Here is a 17,919-nt window from a genome sequence, read left to right as displayed (position 1 = left end):
CAATTTCAAGTGCTCGCGGTGCTATAGGAATGGCCGGGCGCACGGAAACGTCTCCCCTACCCGTACCAGCAGCGCAGCGGACGAACGCTGACGCATTGCTCGTAAAGAATCGTCCGGGCCGCAGACGCGGCGCTGACGGATTCCTACGACGGGGATTAGGAAAGCTGTCGCTCCCATCAGGCGTGGCCGGAGTCCGGCGAGAGCATTGCGGGAGAAATGCCCATCAGCGCGAGCGCCCTGTCGTATTTCTCTTCCAGGTCGCGGCTGAAGATCAGCTCTTCGCGCGCCGGGCAGGTGAGCCAGCCATTTTGGGTGATTTCGTTTTCGAGCTGTCCGGGACCCCAACCGGCATAGCCGAGCAGCATGGTTGCCCTGAGAGGCCCCTCCCCACGGGAAATCGCCTTGACGATGTCGAGGGTCGCAGTCAGGCAGATGTCGTCGCTGACGGGAATGCTGGAATCGCTCAGATAATCATCCGAGTGCAGCACGAAGCCGCGCCCCGTCTCCACGGGACCGCCGGCCTGGATCTGGAATTCGCGCGCCGCTGCGGGAAGCCGTATGGCTTCATCCGGATCGAGAAGCTGCAGGTGCAGCAGAACGTCCGGGAACGTCAGGCGTTGGGGGCGATTCAGGACGAAGCCCATCGCCCCGTCCTCGGAATGGGCGCAGACGAAGATGACCGTGCGGGCAAAATTGGAGTCGAACATACCCGGCATGGCGATCAGGAATTGACCGTCGAGGAATCCGCGTTCGCGCGTCTTATCCATAACCTTCGTCGCCATAATCAAGATAGCCTATCAATTCGCCACGAAATTGAAAGCGTCTCTACGTGGCGCCCGCCGAAATTTGCACGTACGGCGGTTAGATCCGCGCATTTTGGCCAGTTCACCCGAATTTACACCTTTCCCACCGGCATCGGCCGAAATGTGGTCGTTCAGGAAGACGGGCAGGCGTTCAAGCAATTATGATCGAACGAGAGCGCCGGCGCCGCTGGAGCGCAGAAGAGAAAGGCGCTACTGCTACGCTCATGAGCAAACGTCCGACACGCGCGAAAACACGCCGAGAGATTGCCGCGGCAGCCCTGATTCTTACGTCCGTGCTGGCGGGGCAGTCCCACGCGGCATCCAGCGAATGGATCAGCGCCGAGGGCGGGGCTATTCGCCTAGTCGCCTTGCAGCCGAAGCCGGACGGCTCCATTCCCGCCATTCTCGAAGTGAAGCTCGAGCCGGGTTGGAAGACCTATTGGCGCGAGCCCGGGGCAAGTGGGATCCCGCCGCAGATCACGCTTGACCCGGCAGGCGACGTCGAGCTTGAGGCCATTCGCTTTCCGGCGCCGAAGTCGTTCGGCACCGGAGCGGAGCGCTATGCCGGTTACGATGCGACCGTCGCCTTTCCGCTGGAGCTGAAACGCCTGGGCGACCGAAGGGACGTCAGGATCCGGGCATCCGTCTTCCTCGGCGTGTGCGAGGACATCTGCATCCCGGTCCAGGGAAACCTGGAACTCACGGTCAAGAGTGGGGAGTTCGACAACCCCCTCGATGGTGCCCGTATCGAAGAGGCGTTCACGACCCTGCCTGAGCCGCCCTCGAAGGGTTTCCGCGTGGACAAGGCGCTGTTCGACGCGAGCGCGGGAGTGATCCGCTTCGACCTCCACCTGCCGGACGAGGCCGAAAGCGGTGAGCTCGATCTCTTTCTCGCCGGCCCCTCCGGTTCCTTCTTCGGTCAGCCGACCGTCGCTGGCACTCCAGGCAGCAAGCACCGTGTGGAGGTACCGGTGAAGCGCTTCGGCAGTGACCGCGACACCGCCGGAAAGCCGATCGTGCTCACGGTCCGCGCCGGCGAGCGCAGCATGGAAACCACGCTTGCGCTAGACTGAGGCGGTCCTCACGGGCGCCGCTATAGAACGTCTCGGAGCGCACCAGGTCCTTGCTTTATGGGTTTCGCTAACCCAAAACCGCTGCACAGTTTCGGGCGACATGCATTATAGTCCCGCGAGCCCCACCCCAAGACGACACATCAAATCGAGGAGAGAACCGTGACCATCGCTGTCGGAGACAAGCTGCCCACCGCAACCTTCAAGGAAAAGACCGCCGAAGGCCCGGTCGAGGTGACCACTGACGAGCTCTTCAAGGGCAAGCGCGTCGTTCTCTTCGCCGTTCCGGGCGCCTTCACGCCGACCTGCTCGCTCAACCATCTTCCCGGCTACCTGGAAAACCGCGACGCGATCCTCGCCCGCGGCGTCGACGATATCGCCGTGGTGGCCGTCAACGACCTGCATGTGATGGGCGCCTGGGCAACGGCGACCGGCGGCATGGGCAAGATCCATTTCCTGTCCGACTGGGACGCCGCCTTTACCAAGGCGCTCGGCATGGACATCGACCTTTCCGCCGGCACGCTCGGCATCCGCTCCAAGCGCTATTCGATGCTGGTGGAGGACGGTGTGGTCAAAACGCTCAACGTCGAGGACGCCCCCAGCCAGGCAATTGTTTCCGGCGCCGCCACTATGCTGGAACAGCTTTGATCTGTAGCCACGCCTGAAACCGCGCCGCAAGCTGCGGCGGATTTGCCCCTCGCCCCGGCCCTCTTCCCACAGGCAAGGACGGAGAGCGTGCGGTTTGCCCCTTCTCCCCGCCTGCGGGGAGAAGGTCGGGAGAGGGGCAGAATTCGGGCGATGCTTTGTTCCGATAGGCGGAGAATCTACTGCACCGCGTCCGAGCGGCGCGCTTTCTTGAACGGCTCCATGCCCCTTCGCGCGAGTTCGTCGGCGCGTTCGTTCTCCGGGTGGCCGGCATGGCCCTTGACCCAGTGCCAGGTCACCTGATGGCGGCCCCTCGCCTCGTCAAGCGCCTGCCACAGTTCGCCGTTCTTCACGGGTTTCCTATCGCCGGTCTTCCAGCCGTTGCGCTTCCAGCCGTGAATCCATTTGGAGATGCCGTCCATCACATATTTGCTGTCGGTATGGACGTCGACCTCGCAGGGCTGCTTGAGGGCGTTCAGTGCCGAAATCGCCGCCATCAGTTCCATGCGGTTATTGGTCGTCTCGGCCTCCCCGCCGAACATCTCCTTTTCGACGTCGCCATACCGCAAGATCGCGCCCCAGCCCCCCGGGCCGGGATTTCCGGAACAGGCACCGTCGGTGAAGATGTCGACGTGCTTCATGCCGAGGCCCCTTCGCGCCTCAAGCCGTATTCGGCGCTGGAGGCGACGGCACGGTGGAAGCGGAGCTTCGTCAGATATTCAAGCGGATCCTTCTTGACCACCAGCGCGCCGGGTGGCGTCGTCAGCCAGTCATAGAGGCGCGTCAGGAAGAAACGCAGTGCGGCGCCGCGTGCTAGCAGCGGCAAGGCGACGACCTCCTCCGCCGTGAGCTTGCGCACGCTCTCGTAGCCGGCAAGCAGCGCCATTCCCTTAGTGATGTTGTAGGAACCGTCCTTCTCGAAACACCAGGAATTCAGGCATATCGCGATGTCGTAGGCGAGAAAGTCGTTGCAGGCGAAGTAGAAGTCGATGAGGCCCGAAAGACGATCGCCGAGAAAGAAGACATTGTCGGGGAAGAGGTCCGCGTGGATCACGCCCTCCGGCAGATGCTTCGGCCAGTGCTCTTCGAGATGGGCGAGATCCGCGGCGATCTCCTCTCGCAATCCGGCCTGCACTTCGTCGGCACGCGCCTCGGAATTCTGCCAGAGCGGCCGCCAACCGTCGACGGAGAGCGCGTTTGCGCGCTTCAGCGGGAATCCCTCACTCGCTTTATGCATCGCGGCGAGCGCACGCCCCACTTCTCTGCAATGCTGCGCCTCGGGCTTTCTGAGCCACATCCCTTCGAGGAAGGAGATCACGGCGGCCGGTCGGCCGGACAGCGTCCCCAAGAGTTCGCCATCGGCACGCGGCAGGGGCAGCGGGCAGGAAAGCCCCCGCTCCGCAAGATGGTGCATCAGCCCCAGGAAGAACGGCAGGTCGTCCGCATTCACCCGCTTTTCATAGAGCGTGAGAATATAGGAGCCCTTGGTCGTGTGGAGGAGAAAATTGGAATTCTCCACCCCCTCGGCAATGCCCTTGTAGGAGGTCAGCGACCCCACGTCGTAGGCCGCAAGGAAGCGGGTCAAATCGTCTTCCGTGATATCGGTGTAAACTGCCAAGGCTCGCTACTTTCCAGAGATGCACTTTAGAGGGTTCGGCCGATCCGGCTCACTCGCCGTTGACGAAGGCCATATCGGCGGCGGTCAATTCGACGTGGCGCAGTTCGCGATTGACGAGGAAGTTCTCGTGTTCCTCGACCGTGTCGGCGAGTTCGACCGTCGCCCCATAGCGCGCGCGGAACGCTTCGATGATCTCGTTGACGATCACCTCCGGCGCCGACGCACCGGCCGACAGGCCGACCGTCGAGATATCCCCGAGTCCGTCCCAGTCGATTTCCGCGGCGCGCTGGACGAGAACGGCCTCCTTGGCTCCGGCTCTCAGCGCCACTTCTACGAGGCGCTTGGAATTCGACGAATTCGGCGCACCGACGACCAGGAACAGGTCGCAGCCGGGCGCCGCCTGCTTGACGGCCTCCTGGCGGTTCGTCGTGGCATAGCAGATCGAATCGGCGGCCGGCGCCGTCAGATTCGGGAAGCGCTCATGCAACCGCTTGATCACCCCGGCCGTGTCATCGACCGAGAGCGTCGTCTGCGTGACGAAGCCGAGATTGTCCGGGTCCGACGGCTCGTAGGCGTCCGCATCCTCGACCGTCTCGACGAGGGAGACCGCGCCTTCCGGCAATTGTCCCATGGTGCCGATGACTTCCGGATGACCGGCATGGCCGATGAGCACGACGTGCCGCCCCTGACGATGGTGGCGCATCGCCTGCTTGTGCACCTTCGAAACCAGCGGGCAGGTGGCATCGAGGTAAAAGAGGTTGCGCGCGTGCGCATCGGCCGGCACCGATTTCGGTACGCCATGGGCCGAGAAGACGACGGGCTGCTTACGGTGTTCCGGCGGGATCTCGTCAAGCTCTTCGACGAAGATCGCGCCCTTGGCTTCGAGCCCCTCCACGACATAGCGATTGTGCACGATCTCATGACGGACATAGACCGGGGCACCGAATTCCTTGAGTGCCAGCACGACGATCTGGATCGCCCGGTCAACACCGGCACAGAAGCCGCGCGGTCCACAGAGACGAATGGTGATCGGGGATTTTGCTGCCGTGGATGAGGCCATGGATCAGGACGCCGATAGAAGGAACAGGAGCGCGAGTATCGCCGGACCGCCCTGCACGAGAAGGATGTGGGGCTTGACCGACCATGCGCCATATATAGCGGCAACGACCACGCACACAAGAAAGAAGACCTTCAGTTTGAAGGCTAAGACCGGGTCGGGCTCGACGAGCGACCAGACGAGGCCCGCAGCCAGAAACCCGTTATAGAGGCCCTGATTCGCCGCAAGTACCCGCGTCGCCTCTGCGCGTTCCGGCGTCATGCGGAAGACCGCCCTGCCCTGGGGTTTCGTCCAGAGAAACATTTCAAGCACAAGAAATCCGACATGCAGCAAGGCGGTTAGCGCGGTAAGAACTATCGATAGAATCCCCATTTTTCCCCCATTCTAATTCTCCGTACGGTCCCCTCGCTTCCGCCGGTAGACGAACACTACCGTGACGCAGACCAGCGCCGCGGCAAGGCCGTACCAGGTAAGCGCATATTGCAGATGGTTATTCGGCAGGTCGAATTGCGTCACGCCGCCAATCGGCAGGCCGCCCGGATTTTTCGAGGCGTCCGAGTCGACGAAGAATGGGAGGACGCGATCGGCGGCAATGCCCGAAGACGCCGCCATCGCGTCGAGGTCCTTCCAATAGAAGATGTTTTTCGCGACATCGTTGTCGGGAACGAGCGAAGACGGCTTCCCGGCAAGCTTTTGCCGGGCGAGGCCGGTAATCGTCACGCTTTGGGAAACCTGACCCTCGGGCCGCGTCGCAGCGTCCTTCTTCTCGAAAGGCACGAAACCGCGATTGACGAAGAGTGCACGCGCGTCGGGCAACATCAGCGGTGTGAAGACGTAATAGCCGGTACGCCCTTCATGAGTGGCGAAGAAGTGGCGCTCCCTGCCGTGGTCGAAGACCCCCGTTATACGCACGGCGCGGTAATCGATATCGGCGCCCTCCTCCGCCATGGACTCGATCTCGCCGAGCGATAAGGGCGGCGCAGTCCGCCGCTCGGCAATCGCGGCGATCAGCCCCTGCTTCCACTGCAGCCGCTGCATTTGCCAGCCACCGAGCCCGATCAACACGGCGAAGGCGAGACCAGTGAGAACAAGGCCGGCAACCAGCCCGAGGCGGCTGCCCGGCGCGGGCTTGCGCGCATCAGTCACGATCGATCTCGCCCGGACGTGCATTGTTGCGGTATTGCAGATTGATCATCAGGCCTTTGAGTATCCGCGTAAGCGCCAGGCTCAAGACCGTCGCGAGCGGAATCCACAGCAGGAAATGCAGCCACAATGGCGGATTGACGTTCACCTCCATCCAGAGCGCTGCCCCGACGACGAGGAAGCCGACGATCAGGATGACGAAGACGACCGGGCCGTCTCCCGAATCGGCAAAGCGGTAGTCGAGTTCGCAAGCAGTGCAGGACGGCCGGACCTTCAGGAAGCCGTCGAAGAGGCGCCCCTGGCCGCAGCGTGGGCAAAGCCCTTTGACACCGGTCGTGACCGGGTCCACCGGCGGGTACAGAGCCTTGTCGTCACTCATGGATTGATCTCAATAACGTATTGTCGGGAATCATATCCCAGATTTCGTCCATCTCTCCATTGGTAACGGCTATGCAGCCATCCGTCCAATCGAACATCTGCGTCAAAAAAGCCAGCCAGCCACCTCAGGACGCGACAGGCCTTGCAGGCGATGACCCTGTCCGCAGCAGCGAAGGGCGTAAGCGCCTGTAAGAAGGTCCGTACGGCCGCGAGAAGCCATAGGATAAACCGCATCGTCACCATCACCGGTCGAGGAAAAGGGGCGGCTGCGATGCCGCAGCCGCCCCAATCTGAGCGAGAGACATGGGCTTTCCGAAAATCGGACCCGATTTTCGGGACCGATGCGCTAATGAGCGATCGGCGCACCCCAACCACCCCAGATATAGATGGAGAAGAAGAGGAACAGCCAGACCACGTCAACGAAATGCCAGTACCAGGCGGCAGCCTCGAAACCGAAGTGGTGCTGCGGGGTGAAGCTGCCGGCAAGCGCGCGGAACAGGCAGACCAGCAGGAAGATCGTGCCGACCAGGACGTGGAAACCGTGGAAGCCGGTGGCCATGAAGAAGGTCGCGCCATAGATCGAGTCCTTGAAGGCGAACGGTGCGTGCGCGTATTCATAGCCCTGCACGAAGGAGAAGAATACGCCAAGCAGCACCGTCAGCGTCAGGCCGTAGATAAGGCCCTTGCGGTCATTGTGCAGCAGAGCGTGGTGGGCCCAGGTGACGGTCGTGCCGGACAGCAGCAGGATGATCGTGTTGTAGAGCGGCAGGTGCCAGGGATCGAGAACCTCGATGCCCTTCGGCGGCCAGACACCACCCGTGTACTCCGTGCGCGCAGCCTGAATGGCCTCGCCCGGATAAAGGCTCGCATCGAAGAAAGCCCAGAACCAGGCGGCGAAGAACATCACCTCCGAAGCGATGAACATGATCATGCCGTAACGCAGATGCAGCGACACGACGCGGGTGTGGTGTCCCTCACGCCCTTCCTTGATCGTGTCCCCCCACCAGCCGAACATAGTGTAGAGAACGATGACGAGACCGATCAGGAAGATCCAGGGGTTCGCAAGTTCCAGACCGAACATCTTGAAGGAGCCGCCGGAAAGGTAGCGCATGTAGCCGACGCCGCCGAAAGCCAGGATGAAGGCGCCAATGGAGGCAAGCAGCGGCCACGGGCTGGGATCGATGATGTGATAGTCGTGATTCTTCTGATGCGCACCGGCCATGTCAGTAATCCCCGATAGTCCTCTCTTGTGGCCCCTCCGGCATAGCCGAAATAGGCCTCATGTCAAAGTTTGTGCTGATTCTGCCCTTCCCTCGCCTTCACCGCCGCAACCGGCTTGGACGGCTCGCGTGCATAGAAGGTGTAGGATAGCGTCAAAGTTTTGATGTCCTTCGTCTCGACCGGCTTGACGATCTCCGGATCGACGAAGAAGACGACCGGCATCTCCATTTCCTCGCCGGGCTCGAGCGTCGTCTCGGTAAAGCAGAAGCATTCGAGCTTGTTGAAATAGGCTCCGGCTTCCATCGGCGTGACGTTGAACGTCGCCTGCCCGGTCGTCGGCTTCGACGACAGGTTCTTGGCGCGGTAGCTTATCTGGACCGTCTCACCGATCCGAAGATCGACGTAACGCTGGACCGGCTTGAATTCCCAGGGCAGGCCCGAAGCGACATTGGCGTCGAAAGTCACCCTTATCTTCTGGTCGAGAATGACGTCGGAGGCCTGCTCGACCCGCTGCGTGGTGCCGTTATAGCCGGTCACGCGGCAGAACATGTCGTAGAGCGGTACGGCAGCGTAGGCCATGCCGACCATGCCCACGACGAAGGCGAGGCAGGCGCCGACGATGGCGCCGTTTGCTCGTTTCTTCGGGCTTTTCTGCGGAGTATCGGTCATGCGCCGTTCCTCAATGCACCATGCCGCCGCCGAACTTGATCAGTGTCACGACGTAGAAAATCGCGACAAGGCCGGCCAGCACCAGGCCAAGGGCGATGTTTCGGCCGCGGCGGGACTTCTTCTGGGCGACGCTGAGTTCGACGGTTTCCATCAGATCATACCTCCGGCATTGAGCCACATCTCGACGATTACATGGTCGACCAGCAGGGCCGAGAAGATCGCGAAGAGATAGGCGATCGAGAAGGCGAAGAGTTTCTTGGCGGGTACCATGCGCTGGTCGTCGTTCGCCATGCGCAGGACGCCGAGCGAGTACCAGATGAAGCCGAGACCCATGGCCGTCGCGAATGCCCCATAGCCGAGGCTCGCGAAGCCGAGCATGGTGGGACAGATGCCGCTCACTGCGGTCAGCAGCGCATAGACGACGATCTGCTTCTTGGTCGTCGCCTCGCCGCAGACATTCGGCATCATCGGCACGGCGACGGCCTCGTAGTCGCCCATCTTGAAGAGAGCCAGGGCCCAGAAATGCGCCGGCGTCCAAAGGAAGATGATGAGGAAGAGCACGATGCTTTCGACCGAGACGCCGCCGGTCACGCAGGCCCAGCCGATCATTGGCGGGAAGGCTCCAGCAGCGCCACCGATGACGATGTTCTGCGGCGTCGTGCGCTTCAGCCACATGGTGTAGATGACCACGTAGAAGAAGATTGTGAAAGCGAGCAATCCGGCTGCGAGCCAGTTCACGGCGAGCCCGAGGATAGTCACGGAGAATGCCGAAAGCGTCAGTCCGAAGGCGAGCGCTTCCTGCGGCAGAACTTTGCCGGCGGGGATCGGGCGCTTGGCAGTGCGGCTCATGACGGCGTCGATATCGGCGTCATACCACATGTTCAGCGCACCGGAGGCACCGGCACCCACGGCGATGCAGAGGATCGCGATGAAGCCGATGACGGGATTGATCTGTCCGGGCGCAAGGACGAGGCCGACAAAGGCCGTGAAGATGACCAGCGACATGACGCGCGGCTTCAAAAGCTCGAAATAATCGCGCGCAGAGGCTTCGGACAGGCGCGGCGCGCCTTCCATGCCGACTGCTTCGTGATTGTTGATGAGCGCCATGTCTCGTCCCTGGTCCCGTCGCGGCCGCAAAGGCCATATCGTGCCGGCAAGCCGGCGGGGAGAAGCCGCCGAAACCGGCGGCTTCTGTTCGTTGTCCGTCACTTGATCCGCGGGAGCTGCTCCCACTGGTGGAACGGCGGCGGCGACGACAGCTGCCATTCCAGCGTGTTTGCACCCTCGCCCCACGGATTGTCGCCCGCAACGCGCTTTTTCGCGAATGCCTCGGCGACACCGAAGAGGAAGATCAGCACGCCGACGGCCGCGACATAGGAGCCGTAGGACGACACCAAGTTCCAGCCGGCAAAGGCGTCCGGATAGTCGACATAGCGGCGCGGCATGCCTGCGAGACCGAGGAAGTGCTGCGGGAAAAAGATCAGGTTCACGCCGACGAACATCACCCAGAAATGCAGCTTGCCGATGAACTCGGAATACATGTAGCCGCTCATCTTCGGGAACCAGTAGTACCAGGCCGCGAAGATCGCGAAGACGGCGCCGAGCGACAGCACGTAGTGGAAGTGGGCCACGACGTAGTAGGTATCGTGCAGCGCGCGGTCGAGACCGGCGTTGGCGAGCTGAACGCCCGTCACGCCGCCGACGGTGAAGAGGAAAATAAAGCCGATCGCCCAGACCATCGGCGTGGAGAAGCGAATCGAGCCACCCCACATCGTCGCGATCCAGGAGAAGATCTTCACGCCCGTCGGGACTGCGATGACCATCGTTGCGAAGACGAAGTAACGCTGCGTTTCGAGCGACATGCCGACCGTATACATGTGGTGCGCCCACACGATGAAGCCGACGGCGCCGATCGCGACCATGGCATAGGCCATGCCGAGGTAACCGAAGATCGGCTTGCGCGAGAAGGTCGAGATAATGTGGCTGATGATGCCGAAGCCCGGCAGGATCAGGATGTACACTTCCGGATGACCGAAGAACCAGAACAGGTGCTGGAACAGGATCGGGTCGCCACCGCCCTCAGGCGCGAAGAAGGTCGTGCCAAAGTTGCGGTCGGTGAGAAGCATGGTGATGCCGCCTGCCAGAACCGGCAGCGAGAGCAAGAGCAGGAAGGCCGTGATCAGCACCGACCAGGCAAAGAGCGGCATCTTGTGCAGCGTCATGCCCGGCGCGCGCATGTTGAGGATGGTCGTGATGAAATTGATCGCGCCCAGGATCGACGAAGCGCCGGCGACGTGCAGGCCGAGGATTGCAAGGTCCATGGCCGGCCCCGGCATGCCGGATGTCGAGAATGGAGGATAGATCGTCCAGCCGCCGCCCGCACCATAGGCACCTGCGGGACCTTCGACGAACATCGAAAGCAGGACCAGCAGGAAGGCCGGCACGATCAGCCAGAACGAGATGTTGTTCATGCGCGGGAAGGCCATGTCCGGCGCACCGATCATGATCGGCACCATCCAGTTGGCGAAGCCGCCGATAAGCGCCGGCATGACCATGAAGAAGATCATGATCAGGGCGTGCGCGGTCGTGAACACGTTGAACATGTGCTTGCCGCCATCGATGGCAGCATCGCCCTCGAAGCCGTAGACCATCTGTGCCAGACCATGGAAGATCTGGATGCCCGGCTCCTGCAGTTCGGCACGCATGAAGACCGACAGCGTACCGCCGATGATGCCGGCGATGATCGCGAAGATCAGGTAGAGAGTCCCGATGTCCTTGTGGTTGGTCGACAGGAACCAGCGCTGGAAGAACGTCAGCGGCTTGTGTTCGTGGTCGGCATGGGCATGATCGGAATGATCATGCCGTTGATCGTGGTGAACGGCTGTTCCAGCCATGGGTCGAGCTCCCCTTCCGATTACTGTGCGGCGTTTTTGGCGACGTCAACGGCCTTGGCCGCGCCGTCGATGGACGCCATGAGCGCCTTGTTCGCCTCGCCGAGATCGGTGGCGGCGGCAGCGAGCCAGGCGTCGTACTTGTCCTGCGATACAACGCGGACGGCGATCGGCATATAGGCGTGGTCCTTGCCGCAGAGCTCGGAACACTGGCCGTAATAGAGGCCTTCGCGGTCAGCTTTGAACCAGGTCTCGTTGAGGCGGCCGGGAACGGCATCGATCTTCACGCCGAAAGCCGGCATGGCAAAGGCATGGATCACGTCGGCCGCCGTAACCAGGAGTCGAACAGTCTTGCCGACGGGAACGACAACCTCGTTGTCGACGGCGAGAAGGCGCGGATACTCAGTCTTGTCTTCCTTGCCGAGGCCCGCACGGTCGTCCTCCTGCAGCAGAAGGCTGTCGAAGGAAAGCGGATTCTCGCCCACTTCATATTCATAGGACCAGTACCACTGGTTGCCGATCGCCTTGACGGTCAAATCCGGATTCTGCGGCGGCGTCAGCTGCGCGGTCAGGAGCTGGAACGACGGTACGGCGAGGAACAGGAGAATGATCACCGGACCGACCGTCCAGATCACCTCGATCAGCGTGTTATGGCTGGTCCTCGACGGAACCGGGTTGGCGCCCTCGCGGAATTTCACCACGACGATGATGAGCAGCAGAAGGACCAGGAGCGTGACGGGGATGATGAACCACAGTGTATATTGTTCGAACCACGTGATATCGTCCATGATGCCCGTCGCGGCTGGCTGAAAGCCGGTTTGCCAGTCGACAGGTTTGTCAGCAAAGGCGCTCGAAGCAAAAAGCAGACAGGCAAGCGCTGCCAGAACTGCATAGGCCCTATTTTTCACAATGACGTCTCCCCAATGCGCTTGATCAGGATCAAACCCGGAACGCAGAATCCCTGCGATACTGAAGCGCTTCAAACCACAGTTTGACCAGCGCCGCAACATCTGACCAATCAACCTCGTGCGGCATTTTTGCGCAAAGGGGGGGTTTTCTCACCGGCGCCGCACCAGCATGTGCATCAAGCCCTGAAGACAGGCATGGGCGTGGTTTCCTCTTCTATATACAGCGCACAACCCCGAGGCCGATGCAGCAGGCGCCCAAAACAGGCCCGAACTTGTCTTTCGGGGCAATCCGGGGCCCAATTTCGGCCATATGGCGCTGGAATGTAGTGCGCAGGGCTTTTCATTTGTCGCTCCGCGCTTCAAGAATAGCCCGATTGATTCGACGTTTTTGAGGTTTACATGGGCCTGTCCCTCTTCTCGCGGCTGCCCGTTCTGGCTGCCCTCGGAATTGCCGCCTGCGCCTTCCCGACAGCAGGCATGGCCCAGCAATCCGGCGGAACTCCGGGAACGGTGAAGTCGAACCACGGCGCATGGTCGATCGTCTGCGACAAGCCTGCCGGCGCCTCGACCGAACAATGCGCGCTGATGCAGAACGTCATCGCCGAGGACCGGCCGGAGGTCGGGCTTTCGGTCGTCGTCCTGAAGACGGCCGACCGCAAGGCGAAGATCCTTCGCGTTCTCGCACCGCTCGGAGTGCTCTTGCCCAATGGTCTCGGCCTCAATGTCGACGGCAAGGATATCGGCCGCGCCTATTTCGTCCGCTGTTTCACCGACGGCTGCTATGCGGAAGTCGTGCTGGAGGACGAACTCCTGAAAACGTTCCGGGCGGGCGCGACGGCGACATTCATCGTCTTCCAGTCCCCGGAAGAAGGGATCGGCATCCCGGTCGACCTCAAGGGCTTCGGAGAGGGATACGACGCGCTGCCCTGATCGGCCGTAGGTCGCTGGAATCGAACAGCCGCGCTCCTTCTTGGTTGCGCGGTTTTTTATAGCAGCCTCAAAGCCCGGATCGCACAGTTCCTAACTCACAGGATCTCGGTGGCGGCGATATTGATGCCGAAACCTTCCAGGCCGACATAGTGGCGCTCGCGCGAGGAAAGAAGACGGATGGAGGTGATGCCGAGGTCCTTGAGGATCTGTGCGCCAAGGCCGATTTCCAGCCATTCGCTTTCTCGCTCCTGCGCTTCCTCGTGCACTTCGCGCTCATGCTTGCCCTTGCGCGCGGTCTGCGAAACACCGACGCCGACCGAACCTTCGCGCAGATAAACGATGACACCCCTGCCCTCCGCGGCGATACGCTTCATGATTTCGTCGATCTGACGATCGCTGCCGAAAACATCGGATCCGACATTCTCGAGATGGAGGCGGACCGGAATGTCGACACCGTCGCGGATGTCGCCGAAGACGACAGCGAGATGCTGCATCGGGTCCCAGGGCAGCGAATAGGCATGCCCCTTCGCCTTGCCGTAGGGCGTTTCGATAGCGAAGCAATTGCCCTTTTCGATCAGGGTTTCCTTGCGCTGGCGGTACGCGATGAGATCGGCCACCGAAACCTGTTTCAGCCCATGGGTCTCTGCGAAGACCTCCACCTGCGGACCGCGCATCACGGTCCCGTCGTCATTGACGAGTTCGCAGATGACGCCGACCGGCGGCAGGCTAGCGAGCCGGCAAAGATCGACAGCCGCCTCGGTATGGCCGGAGCGCATGAGCACGCCGCCTTCGCGAGCCACCAGCGGGAAGATATGGCCGGGCCGCACGAAATCGCTCGGTCCGACATTCGGATTGGCGAGGTTGCGCACCGTCAGGGTCCGGTCGTCGGCGGAAATGCCGGTACTTGTTCCATGCTTGAAGTCAACGGATACGGTAAATGCGGTCGTGTGGGCGGAGTCGTTCTCGGCCACCATCGGATTGAGATTGAGCCGCTTTGCTTCGTCGCGCGGCATGGGGGCGCAGACGATGCCGGAGGTATGGCGGACGATGAAGGCCATCTTTTCCGGCGTGCAATGAACGGCCGCGACGATCAGGTCGCCTTCGTTCTCTCGGCCGCCGTCATCGGTGACGACAACGACCTCGCCGGCCTCGAAGGCGCGAATGGCGTCGGCGACACGCTTCTGGTCATAGGGCATGCTTTCTCTCCCACAAGTTACTTCAGCCGACCGGTCTGGCCCCGGTCGCGCAGATAGTGGTCGGCAATCGTGCAGGCAAGCATGGCTTCGCCGATCGGCACCGCCCGGATGCCCACGCAGGGGTCGTGGCGTCCCTTGGTGCGTACATCGACCTCATTGCCGTCGCTGTCGATCGAGCGCCGCTCGGTCAGAATGGAAGAGGTCGGCTTGATGGCGAAGCGGGCGACGACCGGCTGACCGGTAGAAATGCCGCCGAGGATGCCGCCGGCGCTGTTGGAGAGAAAGACCGGCTCGCCGCCGGGACCGATGCGCATTTCGTCGGCATTCTCCTCGCCGCTGATCTCGGCGGCGGCGAAGCCGTTGCCGATCTCCACGCCCTTAACCGCATTGATCGACATCAGGTTCGAGGCGATGTCCTGGTCGAGCTTGCCGTAGATCGGCGCACCGATGCCGGCCGGTACACCCTCGGCGATCACTTCGACCACGGCGCCGATCGAAGAGCCGGCCTTGCGGATGCCGTCGAGATAGTCTTCCCAGACCGGGACGATCGCCGGGTCCGGCGAGAAAAAAGGATTGTTGTTGACTTCCGTCCAGTCCCAGTTGGCGCGGTCGATCCTGTGCTTGCCGATCTGGACGAGGGCGCCGCGCACGACAAGTCCCGGGACGACCTTGCGGGCAATGGCGCCCGCGGCAACGCGCGCGGCGGTCTCACGCGCCGAAGAGCGGCCGCCGCCGCGATAATCGCGGATGCCGTATTTGACGTCATAAGTGTAGTCGGCGTGGCCCGGGCGATAGCGCTTGGCGATCTCGGAATAATCCTTGGAGCGCTGGTCGGTGTTCTCGATCAGCATTGAGATCGGCGTGCCGGTCGAGATCATCGTCTCACCGTCCCCGTCGAGCATGACGCCGGACAGCACCTTGACGAGATCGTCCTCGCGGCGCTGGGTGACGAAGCGCGACTGACCGGGCTTGCGCTTGTCGAGCCACGCCTGGATCTCGGCGAGCGTGAAGCGGAGCCCGGGCGGGCATCCGTCGACGACGCAGCCAAGCGCCGGACCGTGGCTTTCGCCCCAGGTGGTGACTCGAAAGAGATGACCGAAGGTATTGTGCGACATGACGGCTACCGGGATATTGAGCGAGAGCAGGACAGGAATGGCTTCCATCCCGCTCTTGAAAACCACGCGAAATCGCGCGTCCTCTCTTACTGCATGAATTCCCAAAGCGGAACCGATTTGAGGACAAAATCACAGCACCGCTGCGTCTCAGCTTCGGCGCGCCGGAGGCGCCAGCCGCCGCGGCCCGCAATTTGCAGCGGGAAAAGCCGGTGAACCGACTGCAGCCAGGCCAGTCGAGATATGGCCCGCTTGAACTTTACCCAGGCCGCGTTCATTCTCCGCTACGTGCAGTGAGCGCCGCGCGTCTCATCAGACGCGCAAAGGTCGCTGTAACTCTTTGAATCTGCGCATCGCGCAAGGCTACTTTTGCCACAATCGGGGATCAAAGGTGATGGTAGGAATGTTCGCCGAGTCATCGAAGAAGGTAGGAAAGATGCGATTTGTCATCGCCGCGCTCATGGCCACTGCAGGCTTGCTTTCGCCGCTTTCCGCCCGGGCCGAAAGCGCGGATGTCGAGGCGGTGATCACCAATGTCGACACCGAGCAATTGAGCCTCGCGCTCGACGACGGCAAGAGTTACTATGCCCCCGAGGAGTTCAACTTCGAGGGACTGGAGACCGGCGTCAAGGTTCTTGTCTTCTACACGGAAATCGACGGCAAGCGCGTCATCAACGATCTCGAGATCGTGCAGTAATCCTCTCTCACTTACAGAGACCTTGCGCGCCCCACGAGGCGCAGCCGCGCTAGGCACCCCCGTTCAAAGCCAGCGGATGGAGCCGTCGGCGACTTCCAGAATCCGGTCCTGCGGGATTGCTGCCGCGGCCGCCTCGTCGGAGTCCATTTCCCCGAGCAGCTTGAACAGCGCGCGAATGATGCCGCCGTGGCTGACGCAGACGGTGGGCTTCCTCACATCCTTCAGCCAGGCACCGACGCGCCAGGACAGGATTTCGTAGCTTTCGGCTTGCGGTCCGGGCGGGATGAAATCCCATTTGGCCACGCGGCGCGCTGCGATCCGCTCCGGCACGCGGCGTTTCAGTTCCGGCAGCGTAAACCCCTCCCAATCGCCGAAGGAGACCTCCTTTAGGCGCTCGTCGATGCGGTAGGAAAGCGGATCGAGCTCCATGGCCTGTCTGAGACGCTGCATGGTCTCGCGGGTGCGGCTGAGCGGACTGCTGACGAAATCATAAATGGCGGCCTCGCGCCCGAGGATTTCCGCAAGAGCCAAACCATTGCCGGTCGCCTGTCGGCGACCGGTTTCATTGAGGGGAATGTCCTTCTGCCCCTGGAGGCGGCTCTCGGCGTTCCAATCCGTTTGGCCGTGGCGAACCATGTAGATGAGCACAGTGTTCACTCCGGACGCAGCATTGTCGCCGCCAAACAGACGCGTGGCGATCAGTCCTTCAGCACGGAAATGTCCGGTGCGTCGACGGCCTTCATGCCGATCGTGTGGTAGCCGGAATCGACGTGATGCACCTCGCCGGTAACGCCGCTCGACAGGTCGGAGAGGAGATAGAGAGCCGAATTGCCGACCTCCTCGATCGAAACGGTGCGCTTCAGAGGCGCGTTGTATTCATTCCACTTGAGGATGTAGCGGAAGTCGCCGATGCCGGACGCGGCAAGCGTCTTGATTGGCCCGGCCGATATGGCGTTGACGCGGATGCCGCGACTGCCGAGGTCGACCGCCAGATAGCGCACGCTCGCTTCGAGCGCCGCCTTTGCAACGCCCATGACGTTGTAATGCGGCATCACCTTTTCGGCGCCGTAATAGGTCAGCGTCAGGACCGAGCCTCCATCATTCATGATGCGCTCGGCCCGGGCGGCGACCGCCGTGAAGGAATAGACGGAGATATCCATCGTGCGGGCGAAATTGTCGCGGCTCGTATCCACGTAGCGGCCCGTCAGTTCGTCCTTGTCGGAGAAGGCAATCGCATGCACGACGAAATCGATCCTGCCCCACTTCTCCTCTAGCGACGAGAATACCGCATCGACGGTGGAAAGGTCGGTAACATCGCAATGGCCAGCCATGAAGGCACCGAGTTCCTGTGCCAGCGGCTCGACGCGCTTTTTCAGCGCGTCGCCTTGCCATGTCAGCGCGATCTCAGCGCCGGCCTCCGACAATGCCTTGGCAATGCCCCACGCAATCGAGCGATTGTTTGCAACGCCCATGATGACGCCGCGCTTGCCATTCATCAGACCCGGTGCCTGAGCCATGGAATGTCCCCAATACTGTCTGCCTGCACCGGCGGGTGCCGGTAGCCATGTTCTTGAACATCAA

General features: G+C 61.8%; 21 protein-coding genes and 1 pseudogene. 4 read left to right on the top strand and 18 right to left on the bottom strand.

The window, feature by feature from the left end:
* Positions 1–176: 176 nt before the first annotated feature.
* Complete coding sequence (locus tag SJ05684_RS02540; protein ID WP_034852257.1) at positions 177–782, bottom strand: YqgE/AlgH family protein; 606 nt, start codon at positions 780–782, stop codon at positions 177–179.
* Positions 783–1,027: 245 nt separating this feature from the next.
* On the opposite strand from SJ05684_RS02540, the gene SJ05684_RS02535 reads away from it, so the two are divergent.
* Together SJ05684_RS02535 and SJ05684_RS02530 are read left to right on the top strand one after the other, a co-directional pair.
* The gene (locus SJ05684_RS02535) at positions 1,028–1,876 is read left to right on the top strand and encodes a protein-disulfide reductase DsbD domain-containing protein (RefSeq protein WP_034852443.1); all 849 of its coding nucleotides are present in this window, start codon (positions 1,028–1,030) and stop codon (positions 1,874–1,876) included.
* A gap of 159 nt (positions 1,877–2,035) precedes the next feature.
* A complete protein-coding gene (locus SJ05684_RS02530; protein WP_034852255.1) occupies positions 2,036–2,521 on the top strand; it encodes a peroxiredoxin in 486 nt (161 codons plus the stop codon).
* 176 nt (positions 2,522–2,697) lie between these two features.
* Here SJ05684_RS02530 and rnhA read toward each other — a convergent pair whose 3' ends face one another.
* The 13 genes and pseudogenes from rnhA to coxB form a co-directional block, all read right to left on the bottom strand.
* Entirely contained in the window at positions 2,698–3,159 is a 462-nt protein-coding gene (gene rnhA / locus SJ05684_RS02525) for a ribonuclease HI (RefSeq protein ID WP_034852253.1), read from the bottom strand.
* Positions 3,156–4,136, bottom strand: coding sequence for a homoserine kinase (locus tag SJ05684_RS02520; RefSeq protein ID WP_034852251.1), 981 nt, complete (start codon positions 4,134–4,136; stop codon positions 3,156–3,158). Before SJ05684_RS02520 ends, rnhA begins: the two co-directional genes overlap by 4 nt.
* Before the next feature lie 49 nt (positions 4,137–4,185).
* Positions 4,186–5,196 carry a 4-hydroxy-3-methylbut-2-enyl diphosphate reductase gene (gene ispH, locus SJ05684_RS02515; RefSeq protein WP_034852249.1) on the bottom strand — a complete coding sequence of 337 codons (1,011 nt, stop codon included), beginning with the start codon at positions 5,194–5,196 and terminating at the stop codon, positions 4,186–4,188.
* A gap of 3 nt (positions 5,197–5,199) precedes the next feature.
* Positions 5,200–5,565, bottom strand: a complete 366-nt coding sequence (locus tag SJ05684_RS02510) for a DUF1304 domain-containing protein (protein ID WP_034852247.1) — start codon at positions 5,563–5,565, stop codon at positions 5,200–5,202.
* Between the two features lie 12 nt (positions 5,566–5,577).
* Complete coding sequence (locus tag SJ05684_RS02505) at positions 5,578–6,363, bottom strand: SURF1 family protein (RefSeq protein ID WP_034852245.1); 786 nt, start codon at positions 6,361–6,363, stop codon at positions 5,578–5,580.
* On the bottom strand, positions 6,332–6,715 hold the full coding sequence (locus SJ05684_RS02500) for a DUF983 domain-containing protein (RefSeq protein ID WP_034852442.1): 384 nt from the start codon (positions 6,713–6,715) through the stop codon (positions 6,332–6,334). Before SJ05684_RS02500 ends, SJ05684_RS02505 begins: the two co-directional genes overlap by 32 nt.
* Positions 6,712–6,836 (bottom strand): annotated as a pseudogene (locus tag SJ05684_RS31000) (L,D-transpeptidase family protein); the annotation flags it as partial. The pseudogene SJ05684_RS31000 and the gene SJ05684_RS02500, both read right to left, overlap by 4 nt.
* Positions 6,837–7,060: 224 nt before the next feature.
* Positions 7,061–7,936 carry a cytochrome c oxidase subunit 3 gene (locus tag SJ05684_RS02490; RefSeq protein ID WP_034852242.1) on the bottom strand — a complete coding sequence of 292 codons (876 nt, stop codon included), beginning with the start codon at positions 7,934–7,936 and terminating at the stop codon, positions 7,061–7,063.
* A gap of 62 nt (positions 7,937–7,998) precedes the next feature.
* The gene (locus SJ05684_RS02485; protein ID WP_034852240.1) at positions 7,999–8,604 is read right to left on the bottom strand and encodes a cytochrome c oxidase assembly protein; all 606 of its coding nucleotides are present in this window, start codon (positions 8,602–8,604) and stop codon (positions 7,999–8,001) included.
* A 10-nt stretch (positions 8,605–8,614) separates the two neighbouring features.
* Positions 8,615–8,755, bottom strand: coding sequence for a cytochrome c oxidase system small membrane protein (locus SJ05684_RS02480; protein WP_034852238.1), 141 nt, complete (start codon positions 8,753–8,755; stop codon positions 8,615–8,617).
* Positions 8,755–9,711, bottom strand: coding sequence for a heme o synthase (locus SJ05684_RS02475; protein ID WP_034852441.1), 957 nt, complete (start codon positions 9,709–9,711; stop codon positions 8,755–8,757). Before SJ05684_RS02475 ends, SJ05684_RS02480 begins: the two co-directional genes overlap by 1 nt.
* Positions 9,712–9,809: 98 nt before the next feature.
* The gene (gene ctaD / locus SJ05684_RS02470; protein WP_034852236.1) at positions 9,810–11,498 is read right to left on the bottom strand and encodes a cytochrome c oxidase subunit I; all 1,689 of its coding nucleotides are present in this window, start codon (positions 11,496–11,498) and stop codon (positions 9,810–9,812) included.
* A gap of 20 nt (positions 11,499–11,518) precedes the next feature.
* The gene (coxB, locus tag SJ05684_RS02465; RefSeq protein WP_034852234.1) at positions 11,519–12,403 is read right to left on the bottom strand and encodes a cytochrome c oxidase subunit II; all 885 of its coding nucleotides are present in this window, start codon (positions 12,401–12,403) and stop codon (positions 11,519–11,521) included.
* 399 nt (positions 12,404–12,802) lie between these two features.
* Between coxB and SJ05684_RS02460 the strand changes: the two genes are divergently transcribed.
* Complete coding sequence (locus tag SJ05684_RS02460) at positions 12,803–13,333, top strand: invasion associated locus B family protein (protein WP_034852232.1); 531 nt, start codon at positions 12,803–12,805, stop codon at positions 13,331–13,333.
* Positions 13,334–13,428: 95 nt separating this feature from the next.
* Here the strand turns inward: SJ05684_RS02460 and ribB are convergent, their stop codons facing one another.
* Positions 13,429–14,529 (bottom strand): 3,4-dihydroxy-2-butanone-4-phosphate synthase, encoded by a 1,101-nt coding sequence (gene ribB, locus SJ05684_RS02455; RefSeq protein ID WP_034852230.1) that lies wholly within the window; start codon positions 14,527–14,529, stop codon positions 13,429–13,431.
* 17 nt (positions 14,530–14,546) lie between these two features.
* On the bottom strand, positions 14,547–15,644 hold the full coding sequence (aroC, locus tag SJ05684_RS02450; protein ID WP_034852440.1) for a chorismate synthase: 1,098 nt from the start codon (positions 15,642–15,644) through the stop codon (positions 14,547–14,549).
* Between the two features lie 433 nt (positions 15,645–16,077).
* On the opposite strand from aroC, the gene SJ05684_RS02440 reads away from it, so the two are divergent.
* Positions 16,078–16,338, top strand: a complete 261-nt coding sequence (locus SJ05684_RS02440; RefSeq protein WP_034852439.1) for a DUF1344 domain-containing protein — start codon at positions 16,078–16,080, stop codon at positions 16,336–16,338.
* Positions 16,339–16,401: 63 nt separating this feature from the next.
* On the opposite strand, the gene SJ05684_RS02435 is transcribed toward SJ05684_RS02440, so the two are convergent.
* Together SJ05684_RS02435 and fabI are read right to left on the bottom strand one after the other, a co-directional pair.
* Positions 16,402–16,986, bottom strand: a complete 585-nt coding sequence (locus tag SJ05684_RS02435) for a histidine phosphatase family protein (RefSeq protein ID WP_034852226.1) — start codon at positions 16,984–16,986, stop codon at positions 16,402–16,404.
* Positions 16,987–17,036: 50 nt separating this feature from the next.
* Positions 17,037–17,855: an enoyl-ACP reductase FabI gene (gene fabI / locus SJ05684_RS02430; protein ID WP_034852225.1), complete on the bottom strand. Its 819-nt coding sequence runs from the start codon at positions 17,853–17,855 to the stop codon at positions 17,037–17,039.
* Positions 17,856–17,919: the final 64 nt, after the last annotated feature.

Source organism: Sinorhizobium sojae CCBAU 05684, from assembly GCF_002288525.1.
Lineage (GTDB): Bacteria > Pseudomonadota > Alphaproteobacteria > Rhizobiales > Rhizobiaceae > Sinorhizobium > Sinorhizobium sojae.
The sequence above is the reverse complement of the archived record's forward strand: the minus strand, read 5'-3'. Positions and strand labels throughout refer to the sequence as shown.

Bases quoted from the DNA above. Each gene is read 5' to 3' on its own strand.
- SJ05684_RS02540 (WP_034852257.1), bottom strand. From the start codon at position 782: ATGGCGACGAAGGTTATGGATAAGACGCGCGAACGCGGATTCCTCGAC.
- SJ05684_RS02535 (WP_034852443.1), top strand. From the start codon at position 1,028: ATGAGCAAACGTCCGACACGCGCGAAAACACGCCGAGAGATTGCCGCG.
- rnhA (WP_034852253.1), bottom strand. From the start codon at position 3,159: ATGAAGCACGTCGACATCTTCACCGACGGTGCCTGTTCCGGAAATCCC.
- ispH (WP_034852249.1), bottom strand. From the start codon at position 5,196: ATGGCCTCATCCACGGCAGCAAAATCCCCGATCACCATTCGTCTCTGT.
- SJ05684_RS02510 (WP_034852247.1), bottom strand. From the start codon at position 5,565: ATGGGGATTCTATCGATAGTTCTTACCGCGCTAACCGCCTTGCTGCAT.
- SJ05684_RS02505 (WP_034852245.1), bottom strand. From the start codon at position 6,363: ATGCACGTCCGGGCGAGATCGATCGTGACTGATGCGCGCAAGCCCGCG.
- SJ05684_RS02500 (WP_034852442.1), bottom strand. From the start codon at position 6,715: ATGAGTGACGACAAGGCTCTGTACCCGCCGGTGGACCCGGTCACGACC.
- SJ05684_RS02490 (WP_034852242.1), bottom strand. From the start codon at position 7,936: ATGGCCGGTGCGCATCAGAAGAATCACGACTATCACATCATCGATCCC.
- SJ05684_RS02485 (WP_034852240.1), bottom strand. From the start codon at position 8,604: ATGACCGATACTCCGCAGAAAAGCCCGAAGAAACGAGCAAACGGCGCC.
- SJ05684_RS02480 (WP_034852238.1), bottom strand. From the start codon at position 8,755: ATGGAAACCGTCGAACTCAGCGTCGCCCAGAAGAAGTCCCGCCGCGGC.
- SJ05684_RS02475 (WP_034852441.1), bottom strand. From the start codon at position 9,711: ATGGCGCTCATCAACAATCACGAAGCAGTCGGCATGGAAGGCGCGCCG.
- ctaD (WP_034852236.1), bottom strand. From the start codon at position 11,498: ATGGCTGGAACAGCCGTTCACCACGATCAACGGCATGATCATTCCGAT.
- SJ05684_RS02460 (WP_034852232.1), top strand. From the start codon at position 12,803: ATGGGCCTGTCCCTCTTCTCGCGGCTGCCCGTTCTGGCTGCCCTCGGA.
- ribB (WP_034852230.1), bottom strand. From the start codon at position 14,529: ATGCCCTATGACCAGAAGCGTGTCGCCGACGCCATTCGCGCCTTCGAG.
- aroC (WP_034852440.1), bottom strand. From the start codon at position 15,644: ATGTCGCACAATACCTTCGGTCATCTCTTTCGAGTCACCACCTGGGGC.
- SJ05684_RS02440 (WP_034852439.1), top strand. From the start codon at position 16,078: ATGCGATTTGTCATCGCCGCGCTCATGGCCACTGCAGGCTTGCTTTCG.
- fabI (WP_034852225.1), bottom strand. From the start codon at position 17,855: ATGGCTCAGGCACCGGGTCTGATGAATGGCAAGCGCGGCGTCATCATG.